The 23,509-nt window shown below is 66.5% G+C and carries 24 protein-coding genes; 22 read left to right on the forward strand and 2 right to left on the reverse strand.

Features of this window, described 5'->3' with window-relative positions:
• Nucleotides 1–114: 114 nt before the first annotated feature.
• From EV646_RS35090 to EV646_RS35100, 3 genes are read left to right on the forward strand one after another with little or no spacing between them, the layout of a single operon-like run.
• Entirely contained in the window at nucleotides 115–2,208 is a 2,094-nt protein-coding gene (locus tag EV646_RS35090) for an MMPL family transporter (protein ID WP_241996532.1), read from the forward strand.
• A complete protein-coding gene (locus EV646_RS35095; protein WP_132156458.1) occupies nucleotides 2,195–2,602 on the forward strand; it encodes a TIGR03668 family PPOX class F420-dependent oxidoreductase in 408 nt (135 codons plus the stop codon). The genes EV646_RS35090 and EV646_RS35095 overlap by 14 nt, the downstream gene beginning before the upstream one ends.
• Nucleotides 2,599–3,837: an RNA polymerase sigma factor gene (locus tag EV646_RS35100; protein WP_132156460.1), complete on the forward strand. Its 1,239-nt coding sequence runs from the start codon at nucleotides 2,599–2,601 to the stop codon at nucleotides 3,835–3,837. The genes EV646_RS35095 and EV646_RS35100 overlap by 4 nt, the downstream gene beginning before the upstream one ends.
• On the opposite strand, the gene EV646_RS35105 is transcribed toward EV646_RS35100, so the two are convergent.
• Nucleotides 3,826–4,896 (reverse strand): class I SAM-dependent methyltransferase, encoded by a 1,071-nt coding sequence (locus tag EV646_RS35105; protein ID WP_132156462.1) that lies wholly within the window; start codon nucleotides 4,894–4,896, stop codon nucleotides 3,826–3,828. The genes EV646_RS35100 and EV646_RS35105 overlap by 12 nt on opposite strands.
• A 72-nt stretch (nucleotides 4,897–4,968) precedes the next feature.
• On the opposite strand from EV646_RS35105, the gene EV646_RS35110 reads away from it, so the two are divergent.
• Nucleotides 4,969–6,297 (forward strand): acyl-CoA dehydrogenase family protein, encoded by a 1,329-nt coding sequence (locus EV646_RS35110; RefSeq protein WP_132156464.1) that lies wholly within the window; start codon nucleotides 4,969–4,971, stop codon nucleotides 6,295–6,297.
• 164 nt (nucleotides 6,298–6,461) lie between these two features.
• The gene (locus EV646_RS35115; RefSeq protein ID WP_132156466.1) at nucleotides 6,462–7,661 is read left to right on the forward strand and encodes an acyl-CoA dehydrogenase family protein; all 1,200 of its coding nucleotides are present in this window, start codon (nucleotides 6,462–6,464) and stop codon (nucleotides 7,659–7,661) included.
• Nucleotides 7,662–7,700: 39 nt separating this feature from the next.
• Here EV646_RS35115 and EV646_RS35120 read toward each other — a convergent pair whose 3' ends face one another.
• Nucleotides 7,701–9,014, reverse strand: coding sequence for a tyrosine-type recombinase/integrase (locus EV646_RS35120; RefSeq protein ID WP_132156468.1), 1,314 nt, complete (start codon nucleotides 9,012–9,014; stop codon nucleotides 7,701–7,703).
• 170 nt (nucleotides 9,015–9,184) lie between these two features.
• On the opposite strand from EV646_RS35120, the gene EV646_RS35125 reads away from it, so the two are divergent.
• The 17 genes from EV646_RS35125 (at nucleotide 9,185) to EV646_RS35200 (ending at nucleotide 23,506) form a co-directional block, all read left to right on the forward strand.
• Nucleotides 9,185–9,538, forward strand: coding sequence for a hypothetical protein (locus tag EV646_RS35125; protein WP_132156470.1), 354 nt, complete (start codon nucleotides 9,185–9,187; stop codon nucleotides 9,536–9,538).
• A 611-nt stretch (nucleotides 9,539–10,149) separates the two neighbouring features.
• Complete coding sequence (locus EV646_RS35130) at nucleotides 10,150–10,893, forward strand: potassium channel family protein (protein ID WP_132156472.1); 744 nt, start codon at nucleotides 10,150–10,152, stop codon at nucleotides 10,891–10,893.
• Nucleotides 10,894–11,357: 464 nt separating this feature from the next.
• Nucleotides 11,358–11,780 carry a hypothetical protein gene (locus tag EV646_RS35135; RefSeq protein ID WP_132156474.1) on the forward strand — a complete coding sequence of 141 codons (423 nt, stop codon included), beginning with the start codon at nucleotides 11,358–11,360 and terminating at the stop codon, nucleotides 11,778–11,780.
• 993 nt (nucleotides 11,781–12,773) lie between these two features.
• Entirely contained in the window at nucleotides 12,774–13,010 is a 237-nt protein-coding gene (locus EV646_RS35140; protein ID WP_132156476.1) for a hypothetical protein, read from the forward strand.
• Between the two features lie 570 nt (nucleotides 13,011–13,580).
• Nucleotides 13,581–14,195, forward strand: a complete 615-nt coding sequence (locus EV646_RS35145) for a hypothetical protein (RefSeq protein WP_158291103.1) — start codon at nucleotides 13,581–13,583, stop codon at nucleotides 14,193–14,195.
• Nucleotides 14,196–14,203: 8 nt separating this feature from the next.
• Entirely contained in the window at nucleotides 14,204–14,476 is a 273-nt protein-coding gene (locus EV646_RS35150) for a hypothetical protein (RefSeq protein WP_132156480.1), read from the forward strand.
• 72 nt (nucleotides 14,477–14,548) lie between these two features.
• Complete coding sequence (locus tag EV646_RS35155; RefSeq protein WP_132156482.1) at nucleotides 14,549–14,875, forward strand: hypothetical protein; 327 nt, start codon at nucleotides 14,549–14,551, stop codon at nucleotides 14,873–14,875.
• A gap of 104 nt (nucleotides 14,876–14,979) precedes the next feature.
• Nucleotides 14,980–15,894: a hypothetical protein gene (locus tag EV646_RS35160; RefSeq protein WP_132156484.1), complete on the forward strand. Its 915-nt coding sequence runs from the start codon at nucleotides 14,980–14,982 to the stop codon at nucleotides 15,892–15,894.
• Entirely contained in the window at nucleotides 15,854–16,972 is a 1,119-nt protein-coding gene (locus EV646_RS35165) for a toprim domain-containing protein (protein ID WP_132156486.1), read from the forward strand. The genes EV646_RS35160 and EV646_RS35165 overlap by 41 nt, the downstream gene beginning before the upstream one ends.
• 107 nt (nucleotides 16,973–17,079) lie before the next feature.
• Nucleotides 17,080–17,805 (forward strand): hypothetical protein, encoded by a 726-nt coding sequence (locus tag EV646_RS35170; RefSeq protein ID WP_132156488.1) that lies wholly within the window; start codon nucleotides 17,080–17,082, stop codon nucleotides 17,803–17,805.
• Nucleotides 17,806–17,840: 35 nt separating this feature from the next.
• A complete protein-coding gene (locus tag EV646_RS39125) occupies nucleotides 17,841–18,002 on the forward strand; it encodes a hypothetical protein (protein WP_158291104.1) in 162 nt (53 codons plus the stop codon).
• A 2-nt stretch (nucleotides 18,003–18,004) separates the two neighbouring features.
• Entirely contained in the window at nucleotides 18,005–18,598 is a 594-nt protein-coding gene (locus EV646_RS35175; RefSeq protein WP_132156490.1) for a hypothetical protein, read from the forward strand.
• Nucleotides 18,595–19,119 (forward strand): CHAP domain-containing protein, encoded by a 525-nt coding sequence (locus EV646_RS35180; protein ID WP_199237372.1) that lies wholly within the window; start codon nucleotides 18,595–18,597, stop codon nucleotides 19,117–19,119. The genes EV646_RS35175 and EV646_RS35180 overlap by 4 nt, the downstream gene beginning before the upstream one ends.
• Nucleotides 19,120–19,130: 11 nt before the next feature.
• Complete coding sequence (locus tag EV646_RS35185; RefSeq protein ID WP_241996533.1) at nucleotides 19,131–19,424, forward strand: DUF6112 family protein; 294 nt, start codon at nucleotides 19,131–19,133, stop codon at nucleotides 19,422–19,424.
• Between the two features lie 58 nt (nucleotides 19,425–19,482).
• Nucleotides 19,483–20,637, forward strand: a complete 1,155-nt coding sequence (locus EV646_RS35190; RefSeq protein WP_132156492.1) for a dermokine domain-containing protein — start codon at nucleotides 19,483–19,485, stop codon at nucleotides 20,635–20,637.
• Nucleotides 20,637–22,076 carry an SCO6880 family protein gene (locus EV646_RS35195; RefSeq protein ID WP_132156494.1) on the forward strand — a complete coding sequence of 480 codons (1,440 nt, stop codon included), beginning with the start codon at nucleotides 20,637–20,639 and terminating at the stop codon, nucleotides 22,074–22,076. Before EV646_RS35190 ends, EV646_RS35195 begins: the two co-directional genes overlap by 1 nt.
• Complete coding sequence (locus EV646_RS35200) at nucleotides 22,073–23,506, forward strand: ATP-binding protein (RefSeq protein WP_241996534.1); 1,434 nt, start codon at nucleotides 22,073–22,075, stop codon at nucleotides 23,504–23,506. The genes EV646_RS35195 and EV646_RS35200 overlap by 4 nt, the downstream gene beginning before the upstream one ends.
• Nucleotides 23,507–23,509: the final 3 nt, after the last annotated feature.

Genomic DNA, 23,509 nt, shown 5'->3' on the forward strand with positions numbered 1-23,509 from the left:
GGCCTCGTCGAACGCTGGAGGGGATCAAGGATGCTGTCGAATTCGCTGTACCGGTTGGGACGGTTCGCCGCCCGTCGATCATGGTCTGTCATCGGAGCGTGGCTCGTTGTATCTGTGCTCGTGGTCGCCACCTCGAGTGCATTCGGTCAGAAACTCGAGGAGTCCTTCGGGGCGCCAGGAGTCGACTCCCAGAAGGCGACCGACTTGCTGTCGGCCGCCGGGTCGGACCGGGCGGGCCTCACCGCACAGGTGGTCGTGACACCTCGCGATGACCGCGCCACGTTCTCCAACTCACCCGAGGCTCGAGCTGCCTTGTCGCAGCTTCGGTCGGCTGCGGCTGAGCTCCCGCACGTGCTCGGGACCACCGAAGCCGTTTCACCCGACGGCCGCGTCGGACTCATCCGGCTGCAGTATCCGGTACTCGAAGACTTGGACCCGGCTGATCTCGCGAACCTGAAGGCGTTTGCGGAGCAGGCATCGCCGCTACGGATCGAGCTGGGCGGCGATCTGTTCTTCGCGTTCGAGGAGCCGGAGGCGGAAATCGGCGAGGCGATCGGCCTGGTCGCCGCGATCGTCATCCTGCTGCTGGCGTTCGGGTCTGTCATCGCGATGGGTCTGCCGATCGGGATGGCGCTGTTCGGCCTTGCCCTCGGCATCAGTTCGATGTCCCTCGTCACGTACCTGATCGACATCCCGAGCTGGGCTCCGGTGCTCGGGAGCATGGTCGGCCTCGGGGTGGGCATCGACTACGCCCTGATCCTCGTCACCCGGTACCGCGAGTTCCTCGGGCGAGGGATGAGCGTCGAGGAGTCGGTCGGGCGGGCTGTCGCCAGTGCGGGTAGGGCCGTGGTGTTCGCGGGTGGCACGGTGGTCATCGCGATCCTGGGACTGGCGGTGGCCGGCGTACCATTCATGACCGCTGGCGGTGTTGCCATCTCGCTCATCGTGCTGATCATGGTGCTCGCCTCGATCACCTTGCTCCCGGCCTTCCTGGGTCTTGCCGGGCACCGGATCAACCGGTTCGGACTCCGCCGCAAGCGTGCTCATGCGGGATTGGGCTGGCAGCGTTGGGCTCAGCACGTCTCCAAGTACGCCGCTGCGTACGCCATCGGCGCGACCGTCGCACTCCTGGCGCTCGCGGCACCGGTGCTGGCGCTCCGGGTCGGCACTCCCGACGAGGGCACGCTGCCCGAGAACCGAACGGAACGCCGAGCCTATGATCTCGTCGCCGACGGCTTCGGTCCTGGGATCAACGGTCCCTTGGTCATCGCCGTCGACATCTCTCAGGACGCGAGCGTGGTCCAGCCTCTCGTGAACGCGGTCAAGGCCGACAAGGGTATCGCCGCCGTCACGCCTGCCGAGGTGAACGCCGGCGTCGCGACCGTGATCGCGTTCCCGACCACCGGGCCGCAGGACGATGCCACGATGGACACGGTCAAGCGGCTCCGCACGGAGGTGTTCCCGGCCGTCATCGGCCAGAGCCCGGCGAAGGCTCACATCGGTGGGCAGACGGCGACCTTGGCCGACGTCGGTGACCGGGTCAACGACCGGCTGCCGGTGTTCATCGGCGCGGTGATCCTGTTGTCGCTGCTGCTCCTGACCGTGGTCTTCCGGTCGGTGCTCGTGCCACTCAAGGCAGCGTTGCTGAACCTGCTGAGCATCGGCGCCTCGTTCGGGGTGATGGTGATGGTGTTCCAGTGGGGCTGGGGCGCCGGGCTGATCGGGCTGGAGTCGACGGTACCGATCCTGCCCTTCATCCCGATGTTCATGTTCGCGATTCTCTTCGGTCTCTCGATGGATTACGAAGTGTTCCTGCTCTCGCGCATTCGGGAGGAGTACCTGAGCACCGGCGACACCACCGGCTCGGTCATCCGCGGCATCGCGACCACCGGGCGGGTGATCACCTCCGCCGCGCTGATCATGATCTCGGTCTTCCTGAGCTTCGCCGTCAGCGACGATCCGACCACCAAGATGTTCGGGCTCGGCCTGGCCACCGCTGTCTTCGTCGACGCGACCATCGTGCGCCTGGTCCTGGTACCGGCCGCGATGAAGCTGATGGGCACCGCCAACTGGTGGCTCCCCGCCTGGCTCGACCGCCTGCTGCCCGGCCGCTTGCTGCCCGGCGATGGCGGGGTCGAGGACCCTGCCGGTGCTCTGGCGCCGGCAGGTGCGGGCCAGCCGCTAGGGTCGGGGTGTGCGACTGGATGAGGCCGGGTGCCGGGCCAGGGTGGCTGCCGCGCGGGTGGGGCGGTTGGCGACCGTGGGTGCTGATCTGCGGCCTCACGTCGTACCGGTGACTTATGCGGTACACGGTGACGAGGTGTTCATCGGGATCGATCAGAAGCCGAAGACCACGACCGAGCTGAAGCGGTTGCGGAACATCGAGGCGAACGAGCGGGTTGCGATCCTGGTCGACGAGTACGACGAAGACTGGACGCACCTGTGGTGGGTGCGGGTCGACGGCGTCGCGCGAGTTCTCCCGGCGGCGCCGGCGGCCGTTGAGTTGCTGGTGGCGAAGTATCGGCAGTACGACGCTGATCCGCCGCGCGGGCCGGTGATCGCCGTACGTGTGGATGGATGGTCGGGGTGGTCTTACGCATGAATGAGGTTGAACGGCTGCTGCGGGAGCTTGCGCCGCAGGTGCTGGGGTTTCTGGCTCGGCGGCATGGGCAGTTCGACCTCTGCGAGGACGCCGTACAGGAGGCATTGCTCGCGGCGGCGACGCAGTGGCCGGTGGACGGCGTACCGGCGAATCCGCGCGGGTGGCTGATCACGGTCGCGACGCGGCGGCTGACCGACCAGTTCCGGAGTGAGAACGCGCGGCGCCGGCGGGAGGACACGGTCGCAGCGATGGCCGGGCCGGAGGAGTTGGTTGCTCCTGGCGCCGATGTAGACGCGGCGCCGGACGCCGATGACACGTTGACCTTGCTCTTCCTGTGCTGTCATCCTGCCGTCACGCCCGCCTCACAGGTCGCGCTCACCCTGCGCGCAGTCGGTGGTTTGACGACGGCCGAGATCGCCCGCGCCTTTATGGTGCCGGAGGCAACGATGGCGCCCCGGATCAGCCGGGCGAAGAAGAGCATCAAGGCGGCCGGCAGCCGGTTCGCGATGCCGCCGGAGGAGGAGCGCGCCGACCGGCTGCGGGTCGTGCTGCAGGTGCTGTACCTGATCTTCAACGAGGGTTACACCGCGAGCTCGGGCGACTCCTTGCAGCGTGTGGAGCTGACCGCAGAGGCGATCCGGCTGACCCGGATGCTGCACGAACTGTTGCCCGACGACGGTGAAGTCGCGGGTCTGCTGGCGTTGATGCTGCTGACCGACTCCCGTCGTACGGCGCGAACGACCGCGGACGGCGGCTTGATCCCGATCGACGAGCAAGACCGGTCGCTGTGGGACCGCGGGCAGATCGCAGAAGGTGCTGCGCTGATTCTGCGGACACTCGCTCACGGCGCGGTCGGGCCGTATCAGGTGCAGGCCGCGATCGCTGCGGTCCATGCGGAGTCGCCGAGCGCGGAGGAGACCGACTGGCCGCAAATCCTCGGCCTCTACCTGCTGCTGGAGAAGCTCGCGCCGAATCCGATGGTGACGCTCAATCGCGCCATCGCGCTGGCCCAGGTCGAGGGTCCGCAGGCGGGGCTCGACCTGCTGGCCACGCTCGACGACGACAAGAACCTCACCGAGACGCATCGGTTGGACGCCGTACGGGCGCACTTGTTCGAGCGTGCCGGTGATCTCGTCCAGGCGCACTCGTTGTATTTGTCGGCGGCGCGTCGTACGACGAGCCTGCCGGAACAGCGCTATCTGCAGGCGAAAGCCGCCGCCATCTCAGGGGAGTAGGCGGTAGAAGCGCAGGTAGTCGTTGCGGATCGGAAGGATCAGCACGTCCCGGAAGCCTGCCTCGGTGGCATACCGGCGGAGAGTCGACGGGCGCATCACCGCTCCCGTCGCCGCTGTCTGCGGGTCGCCCATCGCGTCGGGCAGGCAGGACAGGACGCTCCAGCCGTAGTGGCGACGCTCGATCTCCGAGGCCGGCGCTGTGAACTCGTCCTCGACAAGCTCGTCGATCACCAGGACGGACCCACTCTCGGCCAGCATCGTTTTCACGCTCTTCAGCACTTCGACCGGGCGGGACATGTCGTGCAGTGCCTCGATGATCGTGACCAGGTCGTAGTCGGTCTTTGACAGATCGCTGGCATCCGTTGTGCTGAAGGTCAGTCGATCGGCCAGGCCTGCTTCCTCGGCATGGTTGCGTGCTGCCGCGATGGCGTCCTGGTCGAGGTCGAACCCGTCGACAGCGACCCGGGGATAGGCCTGAGCGATGGCAATCGCCGCCCAACCGGTGCCACAGGCAACATCGGCCAGCCGGGCCGGCGGGTCGCTGAGCAGCCTGCGGTCGAGCTCCGGGATCGCGGGCAGCCACTCCTTCGCCAGCAGGTTCAGGAACATCGGCCGGTTCCACTCCGCCCTGCCTTCTGGTTCCCAGGCCAGGGGAGGCGGTGCGCCGCCGGTCTTGAAGGCCTCGACCAGGTCCGGAAGCCGCCGCCCGGCGCGGGCGAGCTCCACGCCCTCGTGGGCCTGATAGCGGACGTCGTCCGGATCGGCCAGCACCGGGATGTACTCGGGCGGCAGGCTGTACCGCCTGGTGTGCGGCTCGGCGGTTGTGTTGTCGACGTCGAGCAGTCCGCTGGCGGCGTGATGCTCGAGCCATTCGCGGATGTAGCGCTCCGCCGTACCGGTGCGGTGGGCGAGCTCCGTCGAGGTGGCGGGGCCCTGCTCGGCGAGTGACTTGTACAGACCCAGGCGCTCGCCGAGGTAGACGGTGTAGAGCTCCAGGGCCGCGCCGGCGTCCCGGAGCAGCCGTTCGGCCAGTTGCTGGGTTCTGCCCTCGTCACCCATGCAGCGATCGTACGGCGGGGTGTGGGATGGGTCACGTGACCTGAGGTGTAACTTCGGTTTACAGTTGCGGGTATGAGCGTTCAGGAGCGGACACAGCTTTCCGAGCGTCGGCGGGATGCGATCGGCGTCGGGGTGGCGTTGCTGAACCGGCTGGCCGGGTCGCGGGCGATCGACCGGCTCGGGTTGCGGAAGCAGACCGAGCGGGTGGTGTTCGAGGCGACCAAGACCGGATTCCGGACGGCCGGCGCGTTGACCCGCCGGTTCACCGCGGCTTCGAAGCTGGCCGCGCCTTCCCGGCTGCCCGCTGCTCGCGGGACCGGGCGGTTCGACCTGACGCCGACCGAGGATCAGCAGATGGTCGTCGGGGTGGTCAAGGAGTTCGCCGCCGAGGTGCTGCGTCCTGCCGCGGCTGCTGCGGATGACGCGTGTACCACGGACGCGGGGGTGCTTTCGCAGTCCGCCGAGCTGGGGTTGAGCCTGATCGAGGTGCCGGAGGAGCTCGGCGGCATCGTCACCGAGCGCTCGGCGATGACGGGCGTACTGGTGGCCGAGGCGATGGCTCATGGAGACATGGGTCAGGCGGTTGCGTGCCTGGCGCCGGCGGCCGTGAGTACGGCGATCTCGTTGTGGGGCGATGAGACGCAGCAGGCGACGTACCTGCCGGCTTTCACCGGCTCGTCGGTGCCGGCGGCTGCGTTGGCTCTGCTCGAGCCGCGGCCCTTGTTCGATCCGTTCGTGTTGAAGACCAGGGCGACGCGGCAACAAACCGGGTACTTGCTGAACGGCGTGAAGTCGCTGGTGCCGCGTGGTTCCGAGGCGGAGCTGTTCGTGGTCGCCGCGCAACTGGAGTCTTCCGGGCCGGCGTTGTTCCTGGTCGAGTCCGATCATCCTGGTGTGACGATCGAGGCCGAGCCGTCGATGGGATTGCGGGCGGCGTCGCTGAGCCGGGTTCTTTTCGAGGATGTTCCGGCTGTGCAACTGGGGACGCTGGAGGACTATGCCGAGTGTGTGCGGTTGTCGCGGCTCGGGTGGTGTGCGTTGTCCCTTGGTACGGCTCGGGCGGTCTTGGACTACGTGACGCCGTACGTGAACTCTCGTACGGCGTTCGGGGAGCCGATCAGTCATCGGCAGTCGGTCGCCTTCATGGTCGCGAACATCGGGATCGAGCTGGAGGGCATGCGGCTGGTGACTTACCGGGCCGGATCGCGTGCGGAACAAGGGCTTCCGTTCGCCCGCGAGGTCGCGCTGGCCCGGCGGCTGTGCACGGACAAGGGCATGCAGATCGGCACGGACGGCGTACAACTGCTCGGCGGGCACGGGTTCGTGAAGGAGCATCCGGTCGAGCGGTGGTACCGCGATCTGCGAGCAATCGGCGTGATGGAAGGTGCGGTGCTGGTTTAGGGCGTGTCTCCTCATCTCGTGCGTGCTGCGCGGCACTCGGCGGCGCATCTCGCTGCACCGGACCGAAGGCCACGATGCTCCGCATCGAGACCTCCGCTCCGGCACACCGATATACACCACCGAGCACCTGCTCGCGACTGCACGAGATGAGGAGACACGCCCTGATGATCAACCTCGAGACCCCGCGGAAGTTCCGGGCCTTCATCAACCAGGCGCATCAGGTGGCGGCGGAGATGCTGCGGCCGAACTCACGCCGCTACGACCTTGCCGAGCACGAGTATCCGGTCGAGCTCGACATGCTCGCTGCTCTCGTCGACGGTTTGGGAGCCTCGGGCAACGGCGCCGGTGCGGGTGCTTCCGGCGTACGTCGTACCGCATCAGCCGATGAGGTCGTCAATGGGTCGAACCTGTCGTCGGTGTTGTCGATCATGGAGATGTGCTGGGGCGACGTCGGGCTGCTGCTGTCGATGCCGCGGCAGGGGCTCGGGAACTCGGCGATCGCTTCTGTTGCTTCGGATGAACAGCTTCGTCGGTTTGCTGGTGTTTGGGCCGGGATGGCGATCACGGAGCCCGGGTGTGGGTCGGATTCCGCGAACATCCAGACGACTGCGCGGCTCGACGGCGACCACTACGTGCTGGATGGCGAGAAGATCTTCGTGACCGCCGGCGGCCGGTGCGACGCGGTCGTGGTGTGGGCGACGCTGAACAAGTCACTCGGCCGGGCCGCGATCAAGTCCTTCGTCGTACCGAAGGACACGCCGGGTCTGACGGTCGAGCGGCTCGAGCACAAGCTGGGCATCCGCGCCTCCGACACGGCAACGATCCGCTTCGAGAACTGCCGCGTGCCCGCGGAGAATCTGCTGGGCTCGGCTTCTATCGACAGGGGCTTCGCCGGTGTCATGCAGACCTTCGACAACACGCGACCTCTAGTCGCAGCGATGGCCGTCGGCTGCGCTCGTGCTTCGCTCGAACTCACCCGCTCGCTGCTTGCTGAGGCTGGAGTCGATGTCGACTACGACCGTCCGGTCCACCTCCAGCCGGCGGCCGCGGCGTCGTACCTTGCCATGGAATCCGACTGGGAAGCTGCCTATTTGCTGACCCTGCAGGCCGCCTGGATGGCCGACAACGCCGCGCCCAACTCCCTCCAAGCCTCCATGGCCAAAGCCAAAGCCGGCCGCACCGCCAACGACATCACCCTCCGCTGCGTAGAACTAGCCGGCACCCTGGGCTACTCCGAACACGAACTCCTCGAAAAATGGGCCCGAGACTCCAAGATCCTGGACATCTTCGAAGGCACCCAACAAATCCAGCAACTGATCGTCGCCAGACGGCTCCTGGGGAAGACCTCCGCCGAGCTGAAGTAGCCTTGTCTGTAAGGGATTCCCGCGTCCTGCGTGGCAGTGTTAGATCAGGCCGGGACCGGCCTCAAGTTCCTCGTACGGGGCGCCTAGATCGGCCCTGCTCCGTGACTGCTCCGTCAGCCGCAGAGCGAGTCGCTCCAGGCGACGGTCGATTGCGTGCCGAGCACGGTCGTAGGACGACGGGAGCATATGGGTGTACATCTGTAGCGTGAACCCGGGGTCATGGTGACCGAGATACTCGGACAGCTCTTTGATGTTGACCCCGTCCGCCAGGGTGATGCTGGCGAAGTAGTGGCGCAGCGCATGCAGACCGGTCGTACGGTCGGACTTGAAGCGTAGGCGACCTCGATTGTCCTTGACAGGCGGCGGGATGACGCCAGCCGCTACGAGCGCAGGTTTCCACACCACCAAGTCATACAGGCGGGCCCGGAGCTGTTTGCCGTCCGACCAGGTGAAGAGGAGGGCGTGATCCTGGATCTCGCCATCGAGCCGCTCCCACGGCAGCGAGATGGTCGTCGTGCCGAAACGCTCGATGTGCTCCTCGACCACCTTTCCCAGGTACGCCGACATGGGAACGATGCGTTCTTTGTCGTTCTTCGGGAGAGCGAAGACGAACTCCCTGCCGAGCCGCTTCACCTGACGCCGAACCCTGATGACCTGCTCTTCGAAGTCGAAGTCGTCCACAGAGAGCCCGAAGATCTCGGCCTGACGCAAGCCGGCTGCCGATCCAATGATCGGAATGAGCCTGAACTCCTCGGGATGCGCCTCGATGATGCGGTCGACCGTCTCGTCCGACCAGGCGACGACCTTCGAGAATCGTCTGGCCGGCTTCTTGACGATCCTCGACTGGCCCGGATTGCGCTTGATGAGTTCGTCGGCGACCGCGAGTTCGAGGCACCCGTTGAGCACCAGGAACGCGCCGCGAGCGGTCGAGGGACCGTGCGCGCTGATGAGATCGGTCAGCCAGACGGCGATCTCTGACGGCACGATGCTCTTGACCATCCGCCGCCCGAACATCGGCTGGACATGTAGCCGCCACTTCGACTCGTACTGGATCTCACTGGCGGGGTCGACGGTCCGGGACCCGATCCACCGTGGCCAGAGCTCGTCGAGCCGTGCCTTGCCGGCGTTCGGATCGAGATAGTCCCCACGATCCCGATCGGTCTCCATGCCCGTGGCGTACTGCACCGCTCTGACCTTCGTCTCGAAGGCCTTCGACCTCTCCTTCCCGTGCGGATCGATCCAGACACCCAGCCACCTCTTCCCCCGCCCCCACCGCTTCTCATCCCGCTCCCGCTTCACAGTGCCGTCGGCCTGCTTGACCGCTTTCGTCCACTGATCCTTCGCAAACGCCACCTGCAACCTCCCAGTTCGTTGACCCACCAACCGTGGTCAACGCAGGGCGAGAGGAAGGATCGAACTGGCAGCCTGTGGATAACTCGACGCCTTGTCGCCGCAGGAGCGGCCTGCGGCCCCAGCTCGCACAGAAATCGAACAAATGTTCGAAGAAGTGGTATTCTGGATTCATGCTTGGGCGGTTCACGGTGCGACCGGCCGACGACGGATCGGACAGATTCGGCGTCTGGGACGGCGCGGTCAACGGGTGGCGGGCGATCGGGATCGGCGACGAGACGGAGGCGCACCGGATAGCCAGCGATCTCGACGTCCAGTACGACGCTCACGGTCCACGCCCGGCAGACGCCGTACGGCGGGTGGAGCCGGCCCAGCCGGTGCAGCGGGCCCAGTGGCAGGACGGCGAACTCGACGTCTGGATCCGCGACAACGGCCAATGGCTCGGCCGCGTCCGCGACGAGAACGGCCGCGTCACCTGGATCCCCGGTACCGAACTCCGCCCAGCCGGCAACGCCGAGTCCGGCTGAGGTAGGACACAATTGCGAGCACTGCCGCGCCCGGGGCCTATGCGCCGTCGACAACCCCGCCCACCACAAGGCCCTTCCAGTTCACCGTCGTCCGGCTCAGCCAAGTTAATCCTCGCTGAGCTTTGCCGCATCCGCGTCGTCGCGATCGCACGCTCGCACTGACCAATACACCGGTCGCCACATCGAGTTTTCGCAAGGCCGCTGCGACCAAAGTGCAGATCGACCGAAGCAGCGGCGGGTCGACTTCGCCGACGACCAGGCCGCGTTTCGGCGAACGCCTCCAAAAGCGACGACGGTCCAGGGGAGTGGCTGCCGATCAACCGCGGCTACCGCTGCACCTACGTGCTTCGGTACGTACAGGTGGCACGCAAGTATGCGCTCCCAATCACCGCGGCCGATCGCGATGCCTGATCACCCATTCCTGCGCGTAGCCGCTCTAAGAGTCTTGGCGCCCGCAGTCCGCCCTCTCTGGCGAATGCGACGAGGCGGCGGGGTGGTGCGGGTCCGCTAACGGATCAGCTCGGGGATCGATCTAGCTGGAGAGGGGCGAGGAACGCCTACGGCTGGAGCTTGGGTGGCCAGGTTGCGGGCGCACATACCGAGGGGGCGCGATGGAGAGTTCACTGGCGACGTATGAGCGCCGTACTGGTTGGCCGCTGACTGTCGCGGCGGTGGTGTTTCTGGTCGTTTATGCCTGGCCGATCCTGGATCCAGGCATCTCGGCTGACCTGTCGCGCGCGTGCTCGGTGGCCAACGTGACCATCTGGGCGATGTTCGCCATCGACTACGTCGTCCGGCTCGGCTTAGCAACCAGCAAGCCCCGCTTCGTCCGTGCCCACATCGGCGATCTGTTGGTCCTCGCGCTCCCGCTGCTGCGACCGTTGCGGGCCTTGCGCGTGGTGACGGCCATTGCACGAATAGACCGGGCGTCGGCGTCACTGCGAGTCCAGATATTGAGTTACGTCATCGGAGCAGTCGTCCTGCTCGCCCTGGTCGCCGCCGTTGCGGTGCTCGACGCCGAGCGAGGCAGCGCGGGTGCCAACATCACGTCGTTCAGCGATGCGTTGTGGTGGGCAGCCGCCACCATCACCACCGTCGGGTACGGCGACACCTTCCCGACGACAGCAGAGGGCCGGCTCGTCGCTGTGGCGCTGATGATCGCCGGCATAGCACTACTCGGCACGATCACTGCCTCGTTGGCCGCCTGGTTCCTCGAGCACGTGCAGACCGTCGAGCAGGCCAGCTCAGAGAGCCAGGCTGAGCTGGCTGAGTTGACAGCTGAGGTCAGAGCACTGCGTGCGCAGCTGTCCACGAACGACAGAATGGGATCGTCGTCGCCCGAAACGACGGAGTAGATGCGCCCAGCGGACAACAATCGATCAACGGCTGTCCCGCGGGCGATCGCCTGTCTCCTGAGCCATAACGACCCGACCATTCATCACTGACTGTGAGAGCGGATGACCGACGCGCTGGCATGCCGGACCGAGCTCTCGGTCGATGGCGCCACCAGTGGGTGCGGGGCATCCAGGTGAGCTGGCCTTGAACCGCGGAAGCCGAAGCTGGCGGGGACGCCGAGGTTGCGTCCCGCCGAGTGGTGGAAGTTGGTCGATCGGTGGGGGCGGCTGCGGCCAGCTCCGCCGAGTCGCAACGTGGCGATAGAGCCGATGGAGCGCTGCATGGAAGATCTGTGCGGTCGATTCATCGGAATCGAAGGCCGACCAGGGAAGGGCGATCGACAGGGTGACCGCGCGATATCCGCCGCCGGTGAAGGAGTTGCACATCGGCGCGGTCCTCAACCCAGACCCACGGCTCCAGCAGTGTGACCTTCGCGCTGGTCGGTGGGTTGGTGGTCGGCGCCTTCTTCGGCGCGGGGATGACCTACAGCCTGAATAGACAGCGCCGCAGTGAACGACGTGCGCTCGGCAACGTCCGCCAACAGGATTGGAAGGCCGCACGCCGGGCCGCTGCCCGCGGGGCCGTCCCGGCTGACCCCGCGGTCCGTGCAGCCGCCGCCCGGCTGGCGGTGGACCAGCTCAGCAGCCTTCGCCGGCGCCGCAAGCTGATCGTGATTGTGTTCGGTGTGAACCTGGTCATCGCCGTGGTTAACCTGTTTGTCAACCCGTCCTTGTGGTGCGCCGTACTGGCGATCTGTTGGACACTGGGTGTGGCGGGGCAGTGGTACCTTCAACGCCGCCTCCGCCACCGAGTCAATCTCCTGACCGACGACACCCACGACGGTTAGCTTGCGCGCGCGGAGTCGTCGAGCAGGCGGACTGGTGGTCGGTTTGATGAGAGAAGGGGCTCAGATCTGCCAGGACGGCCATCCAGGCCACGCGAAGCGAGGACATGCCGGCCAACTTCAAATCCGCTGATAATCGGGTCGTCTGTAGCGATGCCACGCAGGTCGCGACGATGACAAAGTAGACGTATGCCGCGGTGTGTCGCCAAGCGGGCGCTCACACGTGATTGTGTCGTCGGCGCGCTGGGTGATCACCATCAGGCCGGTAGCAGCACAAGCAACGCTGGCCGAGCTAGAGCCCTCACCAGCCTGACTCGGGTCCGTGATAGGTAACGCCGTGCCGTCGGCAAGCATCTGCTAGAGCCTGATCAGCTGCCTGGAGTTGGGCACGATCGATGATCATGACCTCAGCGAAATGGCGGAAGCCTGAAGGCGCCGGATCGGCGCGAGAATCGACCAGAACGAATGGGAACGGTCCACCTGATCTTGGCCCGATTGCCCACACAAGTTGACGTGCCCAGCGCTGGAACAACAGGTGCCGCAGGTCAGCCCAGGCCACGGCTTCGCGGCGATCGCCCCGGTACATCCACACCAAGTGCTTGCCGTCGTGACAAGCTGGCTTGTTGCGCACACCTTGGCCCACCACTGCGCACGGAGGAGCCCAGCGAGCGCGAGCGCGACGCCGAATACCACCAGGCCGAGGGTCTCGACCGCGATCCCGACTGCGATGACGACAAGCCCGCTCGACGAGGGCACGACAGTTCCTCGCCAAGTCCCCCGTGCAGAGGCCGAGACAAGGTTCACACCAGGCCCGGCGTCGTCGCGTCGAGCGCTCATGGAGCAACTATGCCGCCAGACCCGGACGGCTGCGCCGACGCGGCGAGTGCGGCAACCGGTTCCGCTCCCAGGCACATGCCTGCCATCATTCGGGAGTGAGCACAGACCGGCGCGCGGGATCGTTGTTGGCTGACGGTGCGGCCCGGCCACTGTTGGCGGGTGAGCCTGGCCATCCGGCTCGGGACAGTAGCGGCAATCCTCGCCACCGGCACGGTCGCCCTGATCTCCACCGCGATGCAAGACGACTACCCGATCAGTGACCCGCTCACGATGATCGCGCTGTACGCGGTGCTGTGGTGGTTGGGCATCGTCCGGCCCGCGGTCTGGATGTCACCCGACGAGCAATCGCCCGAGAGAACGTCGTTTCGGCCAAGCCCGGCTCCTTCGGAGTGGTGATCAGTCGGCGAGCTGGTCGCCCTTGCATCGCTTTGGCCTTGCACAAACCCAAGATCGCCCAGTGGGCCGGCCAGCGAACACGCGAGGACCGCGCGGCCGACCTGCTCACCTACTGGGCACAGACCCCGCCATCGAGCAATCGAGGCGAGGCCGCCGAGAACCTGTACACGGAGACCCCGGAAAGCCGGACCAGGGAGTGTTGTCGACATCGTGGCCGCCGCCGGGCTGGCTGTCGCCCTCACCATTCCGGCCCTACTCCTGGCCTGGCCCCACAACCCTCTAGTGGCTCTGGCTAGTCGCCGGGCTCGCCATGGTCATTGTTATCGCGCTGTTCGCCATGACTCGACAGGCAAGAAATGCGTTTCGGCGGGATCGCTGAGGCCCCACAGGGTCGGCTTCGGATTGGTGTCAGGGGATCGCGGGGCCCCGCTGCCCGGGATCGACTGATCAGTCTTCAGCTGCCGCCGACCCTGGCGCGGGAGCCTACGCCGGTGACGACTCCCTGATGTTCGGATCCAGGTTCCGCGCTGGCGGTGGCGAGGCGACCGTCGAGGTGTGAATGTTCCATCGGTGTCAAAGGCGGAGCGTCGACGGCTGTTGGAGGCGAACCTGGCCGCGACCCGGTTCTTCCGCAGGGAACTGTTGCGCGCAGATCGTGGTTGGGCGGCGCGGTACCTGGAGGCGCGAGGCGCAAGGCGCGTGTTGACTCCTGAGTCTCGGTGGGCACTCGGGTATGCGCCGGACTCGTGGTCGCGGCTTGTCGATCATTTGCGATCGCGTGGCTTCGAGTTCCAGACCCTCGAGCTGGCTGGTCTGGCGATGAGAACCGCTGAGGGGCAGATCGTCGATCGGTTTCGGGATCAGTTGATGCTGATGTCGCGGGACGAGGGCTTGGACCCGGTCGGGTTCGTTGGTTTTCGGGACGGCGCGCGGCCGTTCTACACGACGACAGCGGTGACGCCGGTGCATCGTCGATCGAAGGTCCTGCTTGGCGTTGATGAGCAACTGGATCTGCTGTCCGGCGGTGCGATTCCTGTTCTCGTCGATGATCCGATGGACGCCGTCGCGGTCGAGAAGGTGAGCCGCCTCTCGCTTATAGGTGGGTCGGGATCCCATTGTGTGGTTCGTTGTTGTCGGCGGCGCAGGCGAGAATGCTCGGTCGTCATTCCGCCGCTGAGACAGTGATCGTCGTATTGAGTGACGCTCGCGAAGGGCAGCGCGCGGCCGCTGGGTATCTGGCTGATCTCTCGCGGTTCTTCAGGCGAGTCCATGCGGTCGAACTGCCGGCTGGTCAGACGCTGGCGGCGCTCCATCTGCCGGAGGACGGGGATCAGCAGTTGCAGGACGTGCTGCTCGCCACCCGACCGCTTGCCGACTATCGATATCCGTCGCAGCAGGCCACGACGGCGCACGCGCTGGAGCTGTTGTCAGATCCAGATCGTCCAGGGCCTTCACCTGATCTCTGATTCTGCGCGCACGTGGACTGGACGGAGCAGTCCTGGATCCTCTCATCCAGGTTCTGTTCTTCGACTGCCGAGGTGATCGTCGAGATCATGAGTGAAACGAGATCTGCGGGCGGCGATACCGATGAAGATCGGCCAGGAGCGGAGACGAAGCAACCACTGCCCGTCTGGTCCGTGCGTCGGGCTATCGAGTTGCTCGACGACGCCATAGATCGGATGGGTGAGCAGCTCGCGCGTTCGGCGGGACTCATGTCGGTCGGATCGAACAGGTCGTCCATCGACGAGTCGTCATCCGGCGCGAAGCAGCGCAGCTGGAGAGCCAACGCGGCGAGCTCAGCTTCGTCTGAGGCCGACGCTCTGCTGTATGAGTCATCGGCTTCGTACGAGCGGGAGATGCCGTGACTGCGGAATGCCGCGGATGTCCTTGATCTCGTGATCACGGTTCTGGCAAGGCCTTGGTGAGGAGATCTTCGAGGTCGTGAGGTTCTACGGCTTCGGAGGGATTCATGAGTGACCCGGGTTTTGCTGTGTCGGTGGAGGAGCGGCGGCGGTTGCTGGAGGCAAACGTTGCGGCGAGTCAGTTCTTTCGCCGGGAGTTGCTTCGGGCAACGGGTGGATGGCCGCTGCGGTATCTGACCGATCAGGGTGCGAGAGAGGTTCTGAGTACCGAGTCCATTTGGAAGATCGGTTATGCGCCGGATTCGTGGACTCGGTTGGTTGATCATCTGCGGGAGCAGGGTTTCAGCTACGGCACGCTGGTGCGGGCTGGGTTGGTGGAGTGGACCGATGAGGGTGAGGCAGTCGATCGGTATCGCGATCAGTTGATGTTGGTCGCTCGTGACCAACGTTCGGCGCCGGTCGGGTTCATTGGCATCGGACCAGACGGTCAGGCGAGGTCGGTGACTCCGACGACGGCGATTCATCGTCCGTCGAACGTGCTGGTTGGTGTGGACGAGCAGCGGGTGCTGCTCGGTGATGGTGCGGTGCCGATCATTGTTGACGATCCGATGGATGCGATCGCGATCTCAAAGGTCAGCCGCCAGGCTCGAGGTCGGTGGGCTGGGATCCCGGTGTGTGGTGCCGGGTTGTCGACGGCGCAGGCGAGGATTCTGAGCGGGGCCAGTGTTACCGACACTGCCGTGGTCGTGCTGTCCGGTGGTGATGCGGAGCGACGGCAGACCGCTGGGTATCTGCTGGATCTGGCGTTCTTCTTCGATCGTGTGCGAGTCATCGGTCTGCCGCCGGGGCAGACGCCGGCGTCGCTGTATCTCACCAAGAACGGTCCTCAGCAGCTGCGCGAGGCGTTGGAGACATCGCGTCCGCTGGCTGACTACCGCTCCAGGCGGTACGTGGCCGTAACGCGTCGGTTGAGGACTCCGGATGCAGATCCAGATCCACCGGCCCGGGGACCGGGGCTGTGATGTGTCCGAGCACGCGCAACTCATCCGGGTGCACGAGGTCGCGGCAACGTTCTATCGGCGAGAACTCATCAACACACCCGACGGCTGGGCCGCTCAGCACCTGAGGGATCGCAAGCTGGACGGCGTTCTCGCGCCAGGGTCGCCGTGGCGGGTGGGCTATGCCCCGGATGGGTGGTCGCGGCTGGTTGGCTACCTGCGGCGGCAGGGCTTCGACGACAAGGTTCTGCTGGATGCCGGACTGGCTTCGCCGACGAGGAACGGGTATCTCATCGACCGTTTCCGTGATCGGATCATGTTCGTTGCCTGTGACATCGACCTGCATCTGGTCGGGTTTGTCGGCAGAGCTCGCGGCGACCGGGTGCGCTACCTGAACACGCCGACCACGGCGATCTACAGGAAGTCGCATGCGTTGGTCGGTCTCGATGCGCAGCGCGATCGGCTTGCTTCGGGCGCCGTTCCGGTGATTGTCGAGGGAGTGCCGGATGCGCTCGCCGTTGGCCAGCTGGGTGCGAACTGGGCAGGGGTTTCGGTGTGCGGTACGGCGATCACGCGCCAACAGGCGCAGGTGGTCAGGCGGCACGCAACGACCGACGCGGTCATCGTCGCGCTCGACGGTGACTTCGCTGGCAAGACGGGTGCTGTCCGGAGTCTCGACGCCTTGTCCGCGGTGTTCGACCAGGTGCTCGTCGCGGACCTGCCGGCCACACTGGATCCGGCATCCGTCTTCGAGAAAGATCCGGACCGTCTGCTAGCTGCCTTGAGTGCGCCGCGTCCGCTGGTCGACCTGGCGATCGAGATGGAGCTGGCGCGCTGGGATCGCGTCCGCGATCACATCAGTGGGCAGGTGAACGCCGTACGAGCCGTGGCGCCACTCGTCTCACGACTTCCAGCCAACCGTGTCGCCAGCGAGATCGCCAGATTGTCGAGGGCGCTGCGACTGGACTCGGACATCGTGTCGCGCGAGGTACTCGCGGCTGTCGGCCTGCGGACCGAGCAACGGCAAGTTCGGCGTCGGGCCAGCCGGAGCGCTGATGCCGCGGATGCAGCAGCCGATCCGGACTGTTCCTGGAGTCCTTGATTTCGGAATCCAGGTTCTTGCCCGTGGCAATGGCCAGCAGATTTGTGTCACCGCAGTACGACGAGGGGCACCTGGCAGCTCCTCCTTCCCCGAGACGGAGTCAATCGATGGACGTTGAGCTGGAGGAACTCATCGCCGAGGCGGACAATTCGAACTGGGCCGGTGAGCCGTCGCGGCGACTCGCCGACGGGATCGAGGCGCAGATCGTCGCCCCGTTGTCGAGCCGCCTGACGGTCGCGCTCGGGCGTGACGAGGCGGCGCAGCTGGCCAGGACGATCGCGTGGGAACGCTGTCGTGAGCTTGCCGTCCGCCGCCCGGAGGCAGGGGTGTCCTGGGGCTATCTGGCGAATCTGGTCCGCTGGCGGCTGATCGACGTGCTGCGGGCTGAGGTCACGCGGCGGCAGCGTCACCCGCTGACCGACCGACTCCCAGAGCGTGAGGCTCCGCAGGTCCTGCCGCTCGGGCCGTGCTTGGAGCGGATCGCGCTCGAGCTGGATCGCGTCGGTCTGCCGGCGTCGGCGGCGCGACGGTTCATCCGAGTAGCGGCGGATGGTCCGCCGTTCTACCGCTCGGCGATCGTCAACCGGCTCCGGCTGGCCGGCGCACTGCGCTCCCAGGCCGAGGGCTTCGTGTGGTTGGTGCGGGGCGGTGCCGCCAACCGCTCCGCGCTGGCCCGGTTGGCCACCGGGGAAAGTCCGACAGAGGTCTTCAAGGATCCCGTCGTACGACGCTGGGTCCTAGCGGCCGCAGGGCTTGACCTCAGCTTTTCGGGCGGAGACACCGGCCTGTTACGGCGGCGGGCAGCGCGATGGGAGCTGGCCCGAACCGCCTGACGAAAAGTCCCCCGACGTCATCCGTTGAGCGCGGCATGACTGAACGACAGCGACACAACTGGCTGGTCCGCTACTACCGCGCCCAGCTCAGGTTCAACCTGCATGTCCTCACGGCGCTGCGGATTCTGCCGCCGCCGATCGCGGCCTGGCTGTTCGCCTGGCTGCGCCGTACCGAGACACCGAGAAGAGGAAACTGAACGTGAAGCAGCTTCTGCGATCGCACGTGATGATCCCGATCGTCATCCTGCTCGGGATCATTGCCTTGATCCTGGGGTTGATCGCCCGCTGGCATGACTCACCCGAACAGGCCACGCCCACCGACGGGCAGAGCGCGTCGACCGAGGAGCCGGCACGGCTGGATGCCTGGGCGCGGCCCACGACGACAGATCCGAGGGAGATGGCGATCGCCTATGCCCGGGCGATCTGGACCTACGACACGTCGGTCCACAGCTACTTCGAGTGGCAGGACGCGGTCAGCGTCTTCGCTGATCCAACCGGTGACAGTCCCCGCGTCGCCAAGAGCCTGCTGCCGATGTGGTCGGAGTGGAAACAGCTGGAGCTGCACAAGGCTCGTGCCAGCGTCGAAAGCGTCACCGCCGAGACCACTCCGGAGCTGACAGCCATGCAACACAACGGGCAGGCGCCGAATGGTTGGACGGGGTACGTCGTACGTGGCAAGCAGACGGCTGTTCTCGACACCGAAACGAAGGTCGTTGACCGGCAGGCAGCGGTCGGCATCGTGTGCTCCTCGATCTGCAAGTTCTGGTCCGCGACCGCGCAAGTGTCCCCGTGATCGGCAAGGTGGCCCTCGCCGGCGCGCTCCTGGCCGGCGGGGTCTGCCTGATCCCGCCGCTCGCCCTAGCCAATGCCGGCGCTGACGCACCCGTGGCTCAGGCTCAGGCGCCGTACGACGACAAGACGCAGCTGCCTGGTGCGGCAGCAGCGGTGCAGCGGGCGCACGAGCTGGTCGGCAGCTACGGCTACTACCAGCTGTGCGCTCGCCTGGCCGCGAACATCTGGGGCCGCCCACGCGCCGGCTACTTCTCGGCGGCCGAACAGTGGCGCCAGATGGTTGCCACCGGCAATGCGCACCGCGGCGACCGTCAGCCACCGGTCGGCGCGCTGCTGTTCTGGGCGACCGGCGGACCGTACGGCCATGTCGCGGTGTACGTCGGCAACGGCCGCATCGTCTCCAACGACATCAACGACGCGGTGCCCGGCGAAGGCGGCGTCTACCTGGTCGAGATCGGCCTCATCGAATCCAAGTGGAACGCGACCTATCTCGGCTGGGCCCCGCCCATCTACTCAACCTAAGGACCCCGCACGTGCTCCGCTACATGATCATCCTGCAAGACCCAGGCATCACCCCGAACACCAACGGCCTGCCCGGGCTCGGCGCCTTCCGCCAATTGGTCGGCGCGTTGCTGACGTTCAGCCTCGTCGCCTGCGTGGCCGCGTTCGTCATCTCGGCCGCGGCCTGGGCGATGGGCAGCTTCAACAGCAACGCCCACTTCGCCGGCAAGGGCAAGACCGGATGCCTGGTCACCGCCGGCGCCGCGATCCTCATCGGCTCCGCCAACGGGCTGATCCGATTCTTCAGCAGCATCGTCCTCAACTGACCCAGGAGAACAACCAGTGGATTGGCCCGCCTGTCTCCTCAACCCAACCAGCTGCGCGGTGTCGTTCGGCACGGACTTCGCGACGGACTCGGCCTGGAACTCGTTCCTGCGCTGGATGGCCAGCGGCCTGACCGACGTCACGTCGTACGTCTTCCAGGCCTTCAGCCTCAGTACGGCGCCCCGCTTCGACCAGCAGTGGTGGACCGACAACCTCGCCTTAATGACCGCCGTGTCGCTGCCGCTGCTGGTCGCGGCGTTCGTGCTGCAGTGCATGTCCGCCGTCGTACGACGAGAACCCCGACGGCTCGGACACGCCCTGCTCGGCGCACTGCTCGGCACAGCCGGCGTGCCGCTCGCGGTCGCCGTGGTGGCGGGGTGCGGTCAGGCGGTCGACGAGATCTCCCTCGCGATCCTCGGCAACCAGGGAACCTACGACGGGTTGAAGCGGATGGTCGACATCAGCACACTGCTGACCGCCGGCACACTGGGTGGCTTCCTGCTCACTGCAGTCATCTACGGGCTGATCGCGTCGATCTCGCTGTACTTCGTGATGCTGATCCGCGAGGTGGCGATCGTCGCGTTTGTCGTGTTCGCGCCGATCGCGATGGCGAGCTGGACCTGGTCGGCGACCAGGCATTGGCTGCGGCGCTGGGTGGAGGTCGTCGGCGCGCTGCTGTTCTCCAAGATTGCGATGGCTGTCGTGTTCGCGGTCGGGATCTCGGCGACCGGCAACGCCGGCCGGACCGCCGAGCCATCGATCGGAACGTTCCTGACCGGGATCTTGCTGGTCTCGATGGCGGCGTTCGCGCCGATCGCAACCTTCTCGTTCCTGCATTGGGCCGGCGACCACGGAGCTACTGCGGCGCACTCGTTGCAGCTGGCGACGGCGGGACCTACCGCCGTGAAGGAGCGGTTCGATCAGGCTCAGCAGTGGGGTGCTCATCACTTCGGCGGATCCGGTGGCAACGATCCCGATCCGGTCGTCGGCTCAAGGGACAGCGATGGCGATGAGAATGTCGTCGACTCGGTCAGCAACGGCTTCTCCGGCGGCGGTCCGTCGGACTCGACCAGCGGCGCAGCGGATTCCTCGGTGGCTGGAGGCGCGGGATCGACGGCGATCGCGGTGGCGACGAGTCAGGTCTCTGGTGACGGGTCGGGCGGTCCACGATCGGACAACTCGGGGAACAGGGACTCGCGCGGGGGAGATGACTGATGACGACCTCGGAATCGATCTCGACCAGGTTCCCGCGGCCGCAGCGGAACGCCGTACTGCTCGGCCTGCGACCGATTCAGATCGCGCTAGTGTGTACGGCGGTTCTGGCGTCGGCTCTGTCGATCTTCAGCCGCTGGACGCTGCCGGTGAAGTTCTCCGGCCTGCTCCTCGCGTTCCTGTGCGCAGCTGTCGCGTTTGGGCGAGCAGAGGGCCTGCCGGTGTGTCGGTGGCTGCTGCTACGTGGCGCGCACGTATTGCGATCGCTTCGCAAGCAGCAGTCGTTCCGGGCTCGGGTAGCGGAGCCGAAGCGTCATGGGTTGTTGCAGCTGCCGGGTGAGGGCGGTGCGTTGCGGATCCTGGAGACCGTGTCGTCGGTGGGCGTCGTCCACGATCCGGTGCGTCGGCGGTTGATCGCCGTAGCGAAGATCGAGGGCCCGGCGCATCTGCTGCAGAACACCGATGAACAGGATCGGCGGGTGGCGGCGTACGGGCGTCTGATCGCTGGACTCTGCCACAGCAACCGGATCGCCCGGGCCCAGATCCTCGAGCGCACGCTGCCTGATCCCGGTGACGAGCTGGGGGAGTGGGCACGTAGGCGCAACGTCGACCCGACAACGCCAGCCGGAGCGATCTACTCCGATCTGCTCGAACGAGCGGCGCCTGCTGCCGCGCGGCACGAGACGCTGTTCAGCATCGCGGTGAACCTCGACGCCGTGTCGCGCGAGGTGCGCAAGCACGGCGGCGGGATCCTAGGCGCGACCGCGGTGCTGGAGTCCGAGGCACGCGCGTTCCAGACGTCTCTGGCCGCTGCCGGAGTGATGGGGCGCTGGCTCGGTGTCGGTGAACTCGCGATGAGCCTCCGCGTGGCCTTCGACCCTGCAGCGACTCGCACTGTCGCCAACCCGGATGAGCTCGACGCTGCCGATGCCGGTCCGCTGGCCGTGGATGCTGCCTGGGATCAGCTGCGGACCGACTCGTCGTTCCACCGGGTGTATGTGATCTCTGAATGGCCGCGGGTGCTCACGACGCCCTCGTTTCTCAGTCCATTGCTGCTGAAGCCGGGAATCCGCCGTACGTTCTCGCTAGTGCTGCAGCCGATCCCGATCGCCAAAGCGCTCCGCGACGCGCGCCGGCACCAGGTCGAACGGGTCACCGATCGAGCCACCCGAGCCAAGATCGGGCAGCTCGAGACCGAAGAAGACCGCCAACTCGACGCGGACGTCGCCGCCCGCGAACGCGACCTCGCTGCAGGCCACGGCGACGTCCGCTGGCTTGGCCTGGTCGTGGTCACGGCCGACACCGAGGAAGCCCTCGACGACGCCTGTACTGAAATCGAGATCGCCGCATCCCAAGCCCTGCTGGACATGCGGCGCCTCGTCGGCCAGCAGGTCGAGGGCTTCATGGCCGCGGCTCTCCCGTTCGGGGTCGGGCTCGGATGAGGCAATCAGCCGCGTACTACGAACTCGCCGAAACCGACCGCAAGACCCGCAAGGCGAACCGGAAAGCGGCGTACGGCGGCCGACCGCCAACGCCGGCCAAGACGGGCACCGAGCTTTCGGAAGCCGAGCCGGTCAAGAGCCGCCCGTACGACGCACGCCGCCGGCTGCCGCTGCTGGTCGATACCCACCGCGCGACCACGAAGATCCTCCGAGTCGCGTACCCGTTTCTCGCCGAGGGCGGACTTGGTGCTGACGGCACCTATATCGGAGCGGACGTCTTCAGCGGCGGATCGTTCGTCTACGACCCCTGGGTCCTCTACCAGGCCCGAGTCCTCACCAACCCGAACGTGCTCCTGGCCGGCGTCATCGGCAGCGGCAAGTCATCCACCGCGAAGGCCCTCATCACCCGATCCATTGCCCTCGGCCACAAGGCCTACGTCCCCTGCGATCCTAAGGGGGAGTGGACATCGGTCGCCGAGGCGATGGGTGGCGCGGCGATCAAGATCGGGCCCGGCCTGCCCACCAGGCTCAACCCACTCGACGCCGGTCGCCGCCCAAGCACTATCGGCCTGGACGAGTGGGACCGCATCGTCTGGTCACGCCGCCGCGCCCTGCTGGGAACACTGGCTGAGTCGACCCTCGGGCGGCCACTCGCCGCCGTCGAACACACCGTGCTCGACCTCGCGCTGCAGGCCGTCTCCAGCGTCGCGGAGTCGCCGACGATCCCCGACGTCGTCGTCGCCCTCTTCACGCCCGACTCGGCCTGGGCCGAACGAGCAGGGCTGAAGACGAGCAGCCTCACAACGGACGGCCGGGAGGTTGCGCACGCGATCAGACGGCTGGTACACGGTGACCTGTCCGGCATGTTCGACGGCCCATCGACCACAACCTTCGACCCCGCGCTGCCGATGGTCACACTGGACTCGTCCTGGCTCGGCAGCGGCGGCAACGACGACGCACTCCGCCTCACCCTGGCCTGCGCATCCTCATGGATGGAAGCAGCAGTCGCCGACCCCGCCGGCGGCAACCGCTACATCGTCTACGACGAAGGCTGGCGCGTCATGCGCGACCCAGCACTGCTCCGTCGCATGCAGGAGCAATGGAAACTGTCACGCGCCTGGGGCGTCGCCAACGTCCTCATCGTCCACCGCCTATCCGACCTCGCCGCCGTCGGCGACCTCGGATCCGAAGCCCGCGCCCTGGCCGAAGGCCTCCTGGCTGACTGCTCAACCCGGATCATGCTGCGCCAAGAACCCGACCAGCTCGCCCGGACCGCCACGCTGCTCGGACTGACCGATGTCGAGATCGCGACCATCGCCAAACTCCCAAAGGGCCGGGCGCTATGGCGGCTGCCGAACCGATCCTTCGTCGTACAACTCGTCCGGCACGCCCGCGAGGTCCAACTGTTCGACACCGACGCGCGGATGTGACCC

Source organism: Kribbella antiqua (assembly GCF_004345665.1).
GTDB classification, from domain to species: Bacteria; Actinomycetota; Actinomycetes; order Propionibacteriales; family Kribbellaceae; genus Kribbella; species Kribbella antiqua.

Coding starts and splice junctions, on each gene's coding strand:
- EV646_RS35100 (WP_132156460.1), top strand. CDS start 2,599: ATGAATGAGGTTGAACGGCTGCTGCGGGAGCTTGCGCCGCAGGTGCTG.
- EV646_RS35105 (WP_132156462.1), bottom strand. CDS start 4,896: ATGGGTGACGAGGGCAGAACCCAGCAACTGGCCGAACGGCTGCTCCGG.
- EV646_RS35110 (WP_132156464.1), top strand. CDS start 4,969: ATGAGCGTTCAGGAGCGGACACAGCTTTCCGAGCGTCGGCGGGATGCG.
- EV646_RS35115 (WP_132156466.1), top strand. CDS start 6,462: ATGATCAACCTCGAGACCCCGCGGAAGTTCCGGGCCTTCATCAACCAG.
- EV646_RS35125 (WP_132156470.1), top strand. CDS start 9,185: ATGCTTGGGCGGTTCACGGTGCGACCGGCCGACGACGGATCGGACAGA.
- EV646_RS35130 (WP_132156472.1), top strand. CDS start 10,150: ATGGAGAGTTCACTGGCGACGTATGAGCGCCGTACTGGTTGGCCGCTG.
- EV646_RS35160 (WP_132156484.1), top strand. CDS start 14,980: ATGAGTGACCCGGGTTTTGCTGTGTCGGTGGAGGAGCGGCGGCGGTTG.
- EV646_RS35165 (WP_132156486.1), top strand. CDS start 15,854: ATGCAGATCCAGATCCACCGGCCCGGGGACCGGGGCTGTGATGTGTCC.
- EV646_RS35170 (WP_132156488.1), top strand. CDS start 17,080: ATGGACGTTGAGCTGGAGGAACTCATCGCCGAGGCGGACAATTCGAAC.
- EV646_RS39125 (WP_158291104.1), top strand. CDS start 17,841: ATGACTGAACGACAGCGACACAACTGGCTGGTCCGCTACTACCGCGCC.
- EV646_RS35195 (WP_132156494.1), top strand. CDS start 20,637: ATGACGACCTCGGAATCGATCTCGACCAGGTTCCCGCGGCCGCAGCGG.
- EV646_RS35200 (WP_241996534.1), top strand. CDS start 22,073: ATGAGGCAATCAGCCGCGTACTACGAACTCGCCGAAACCGACCGCAAG.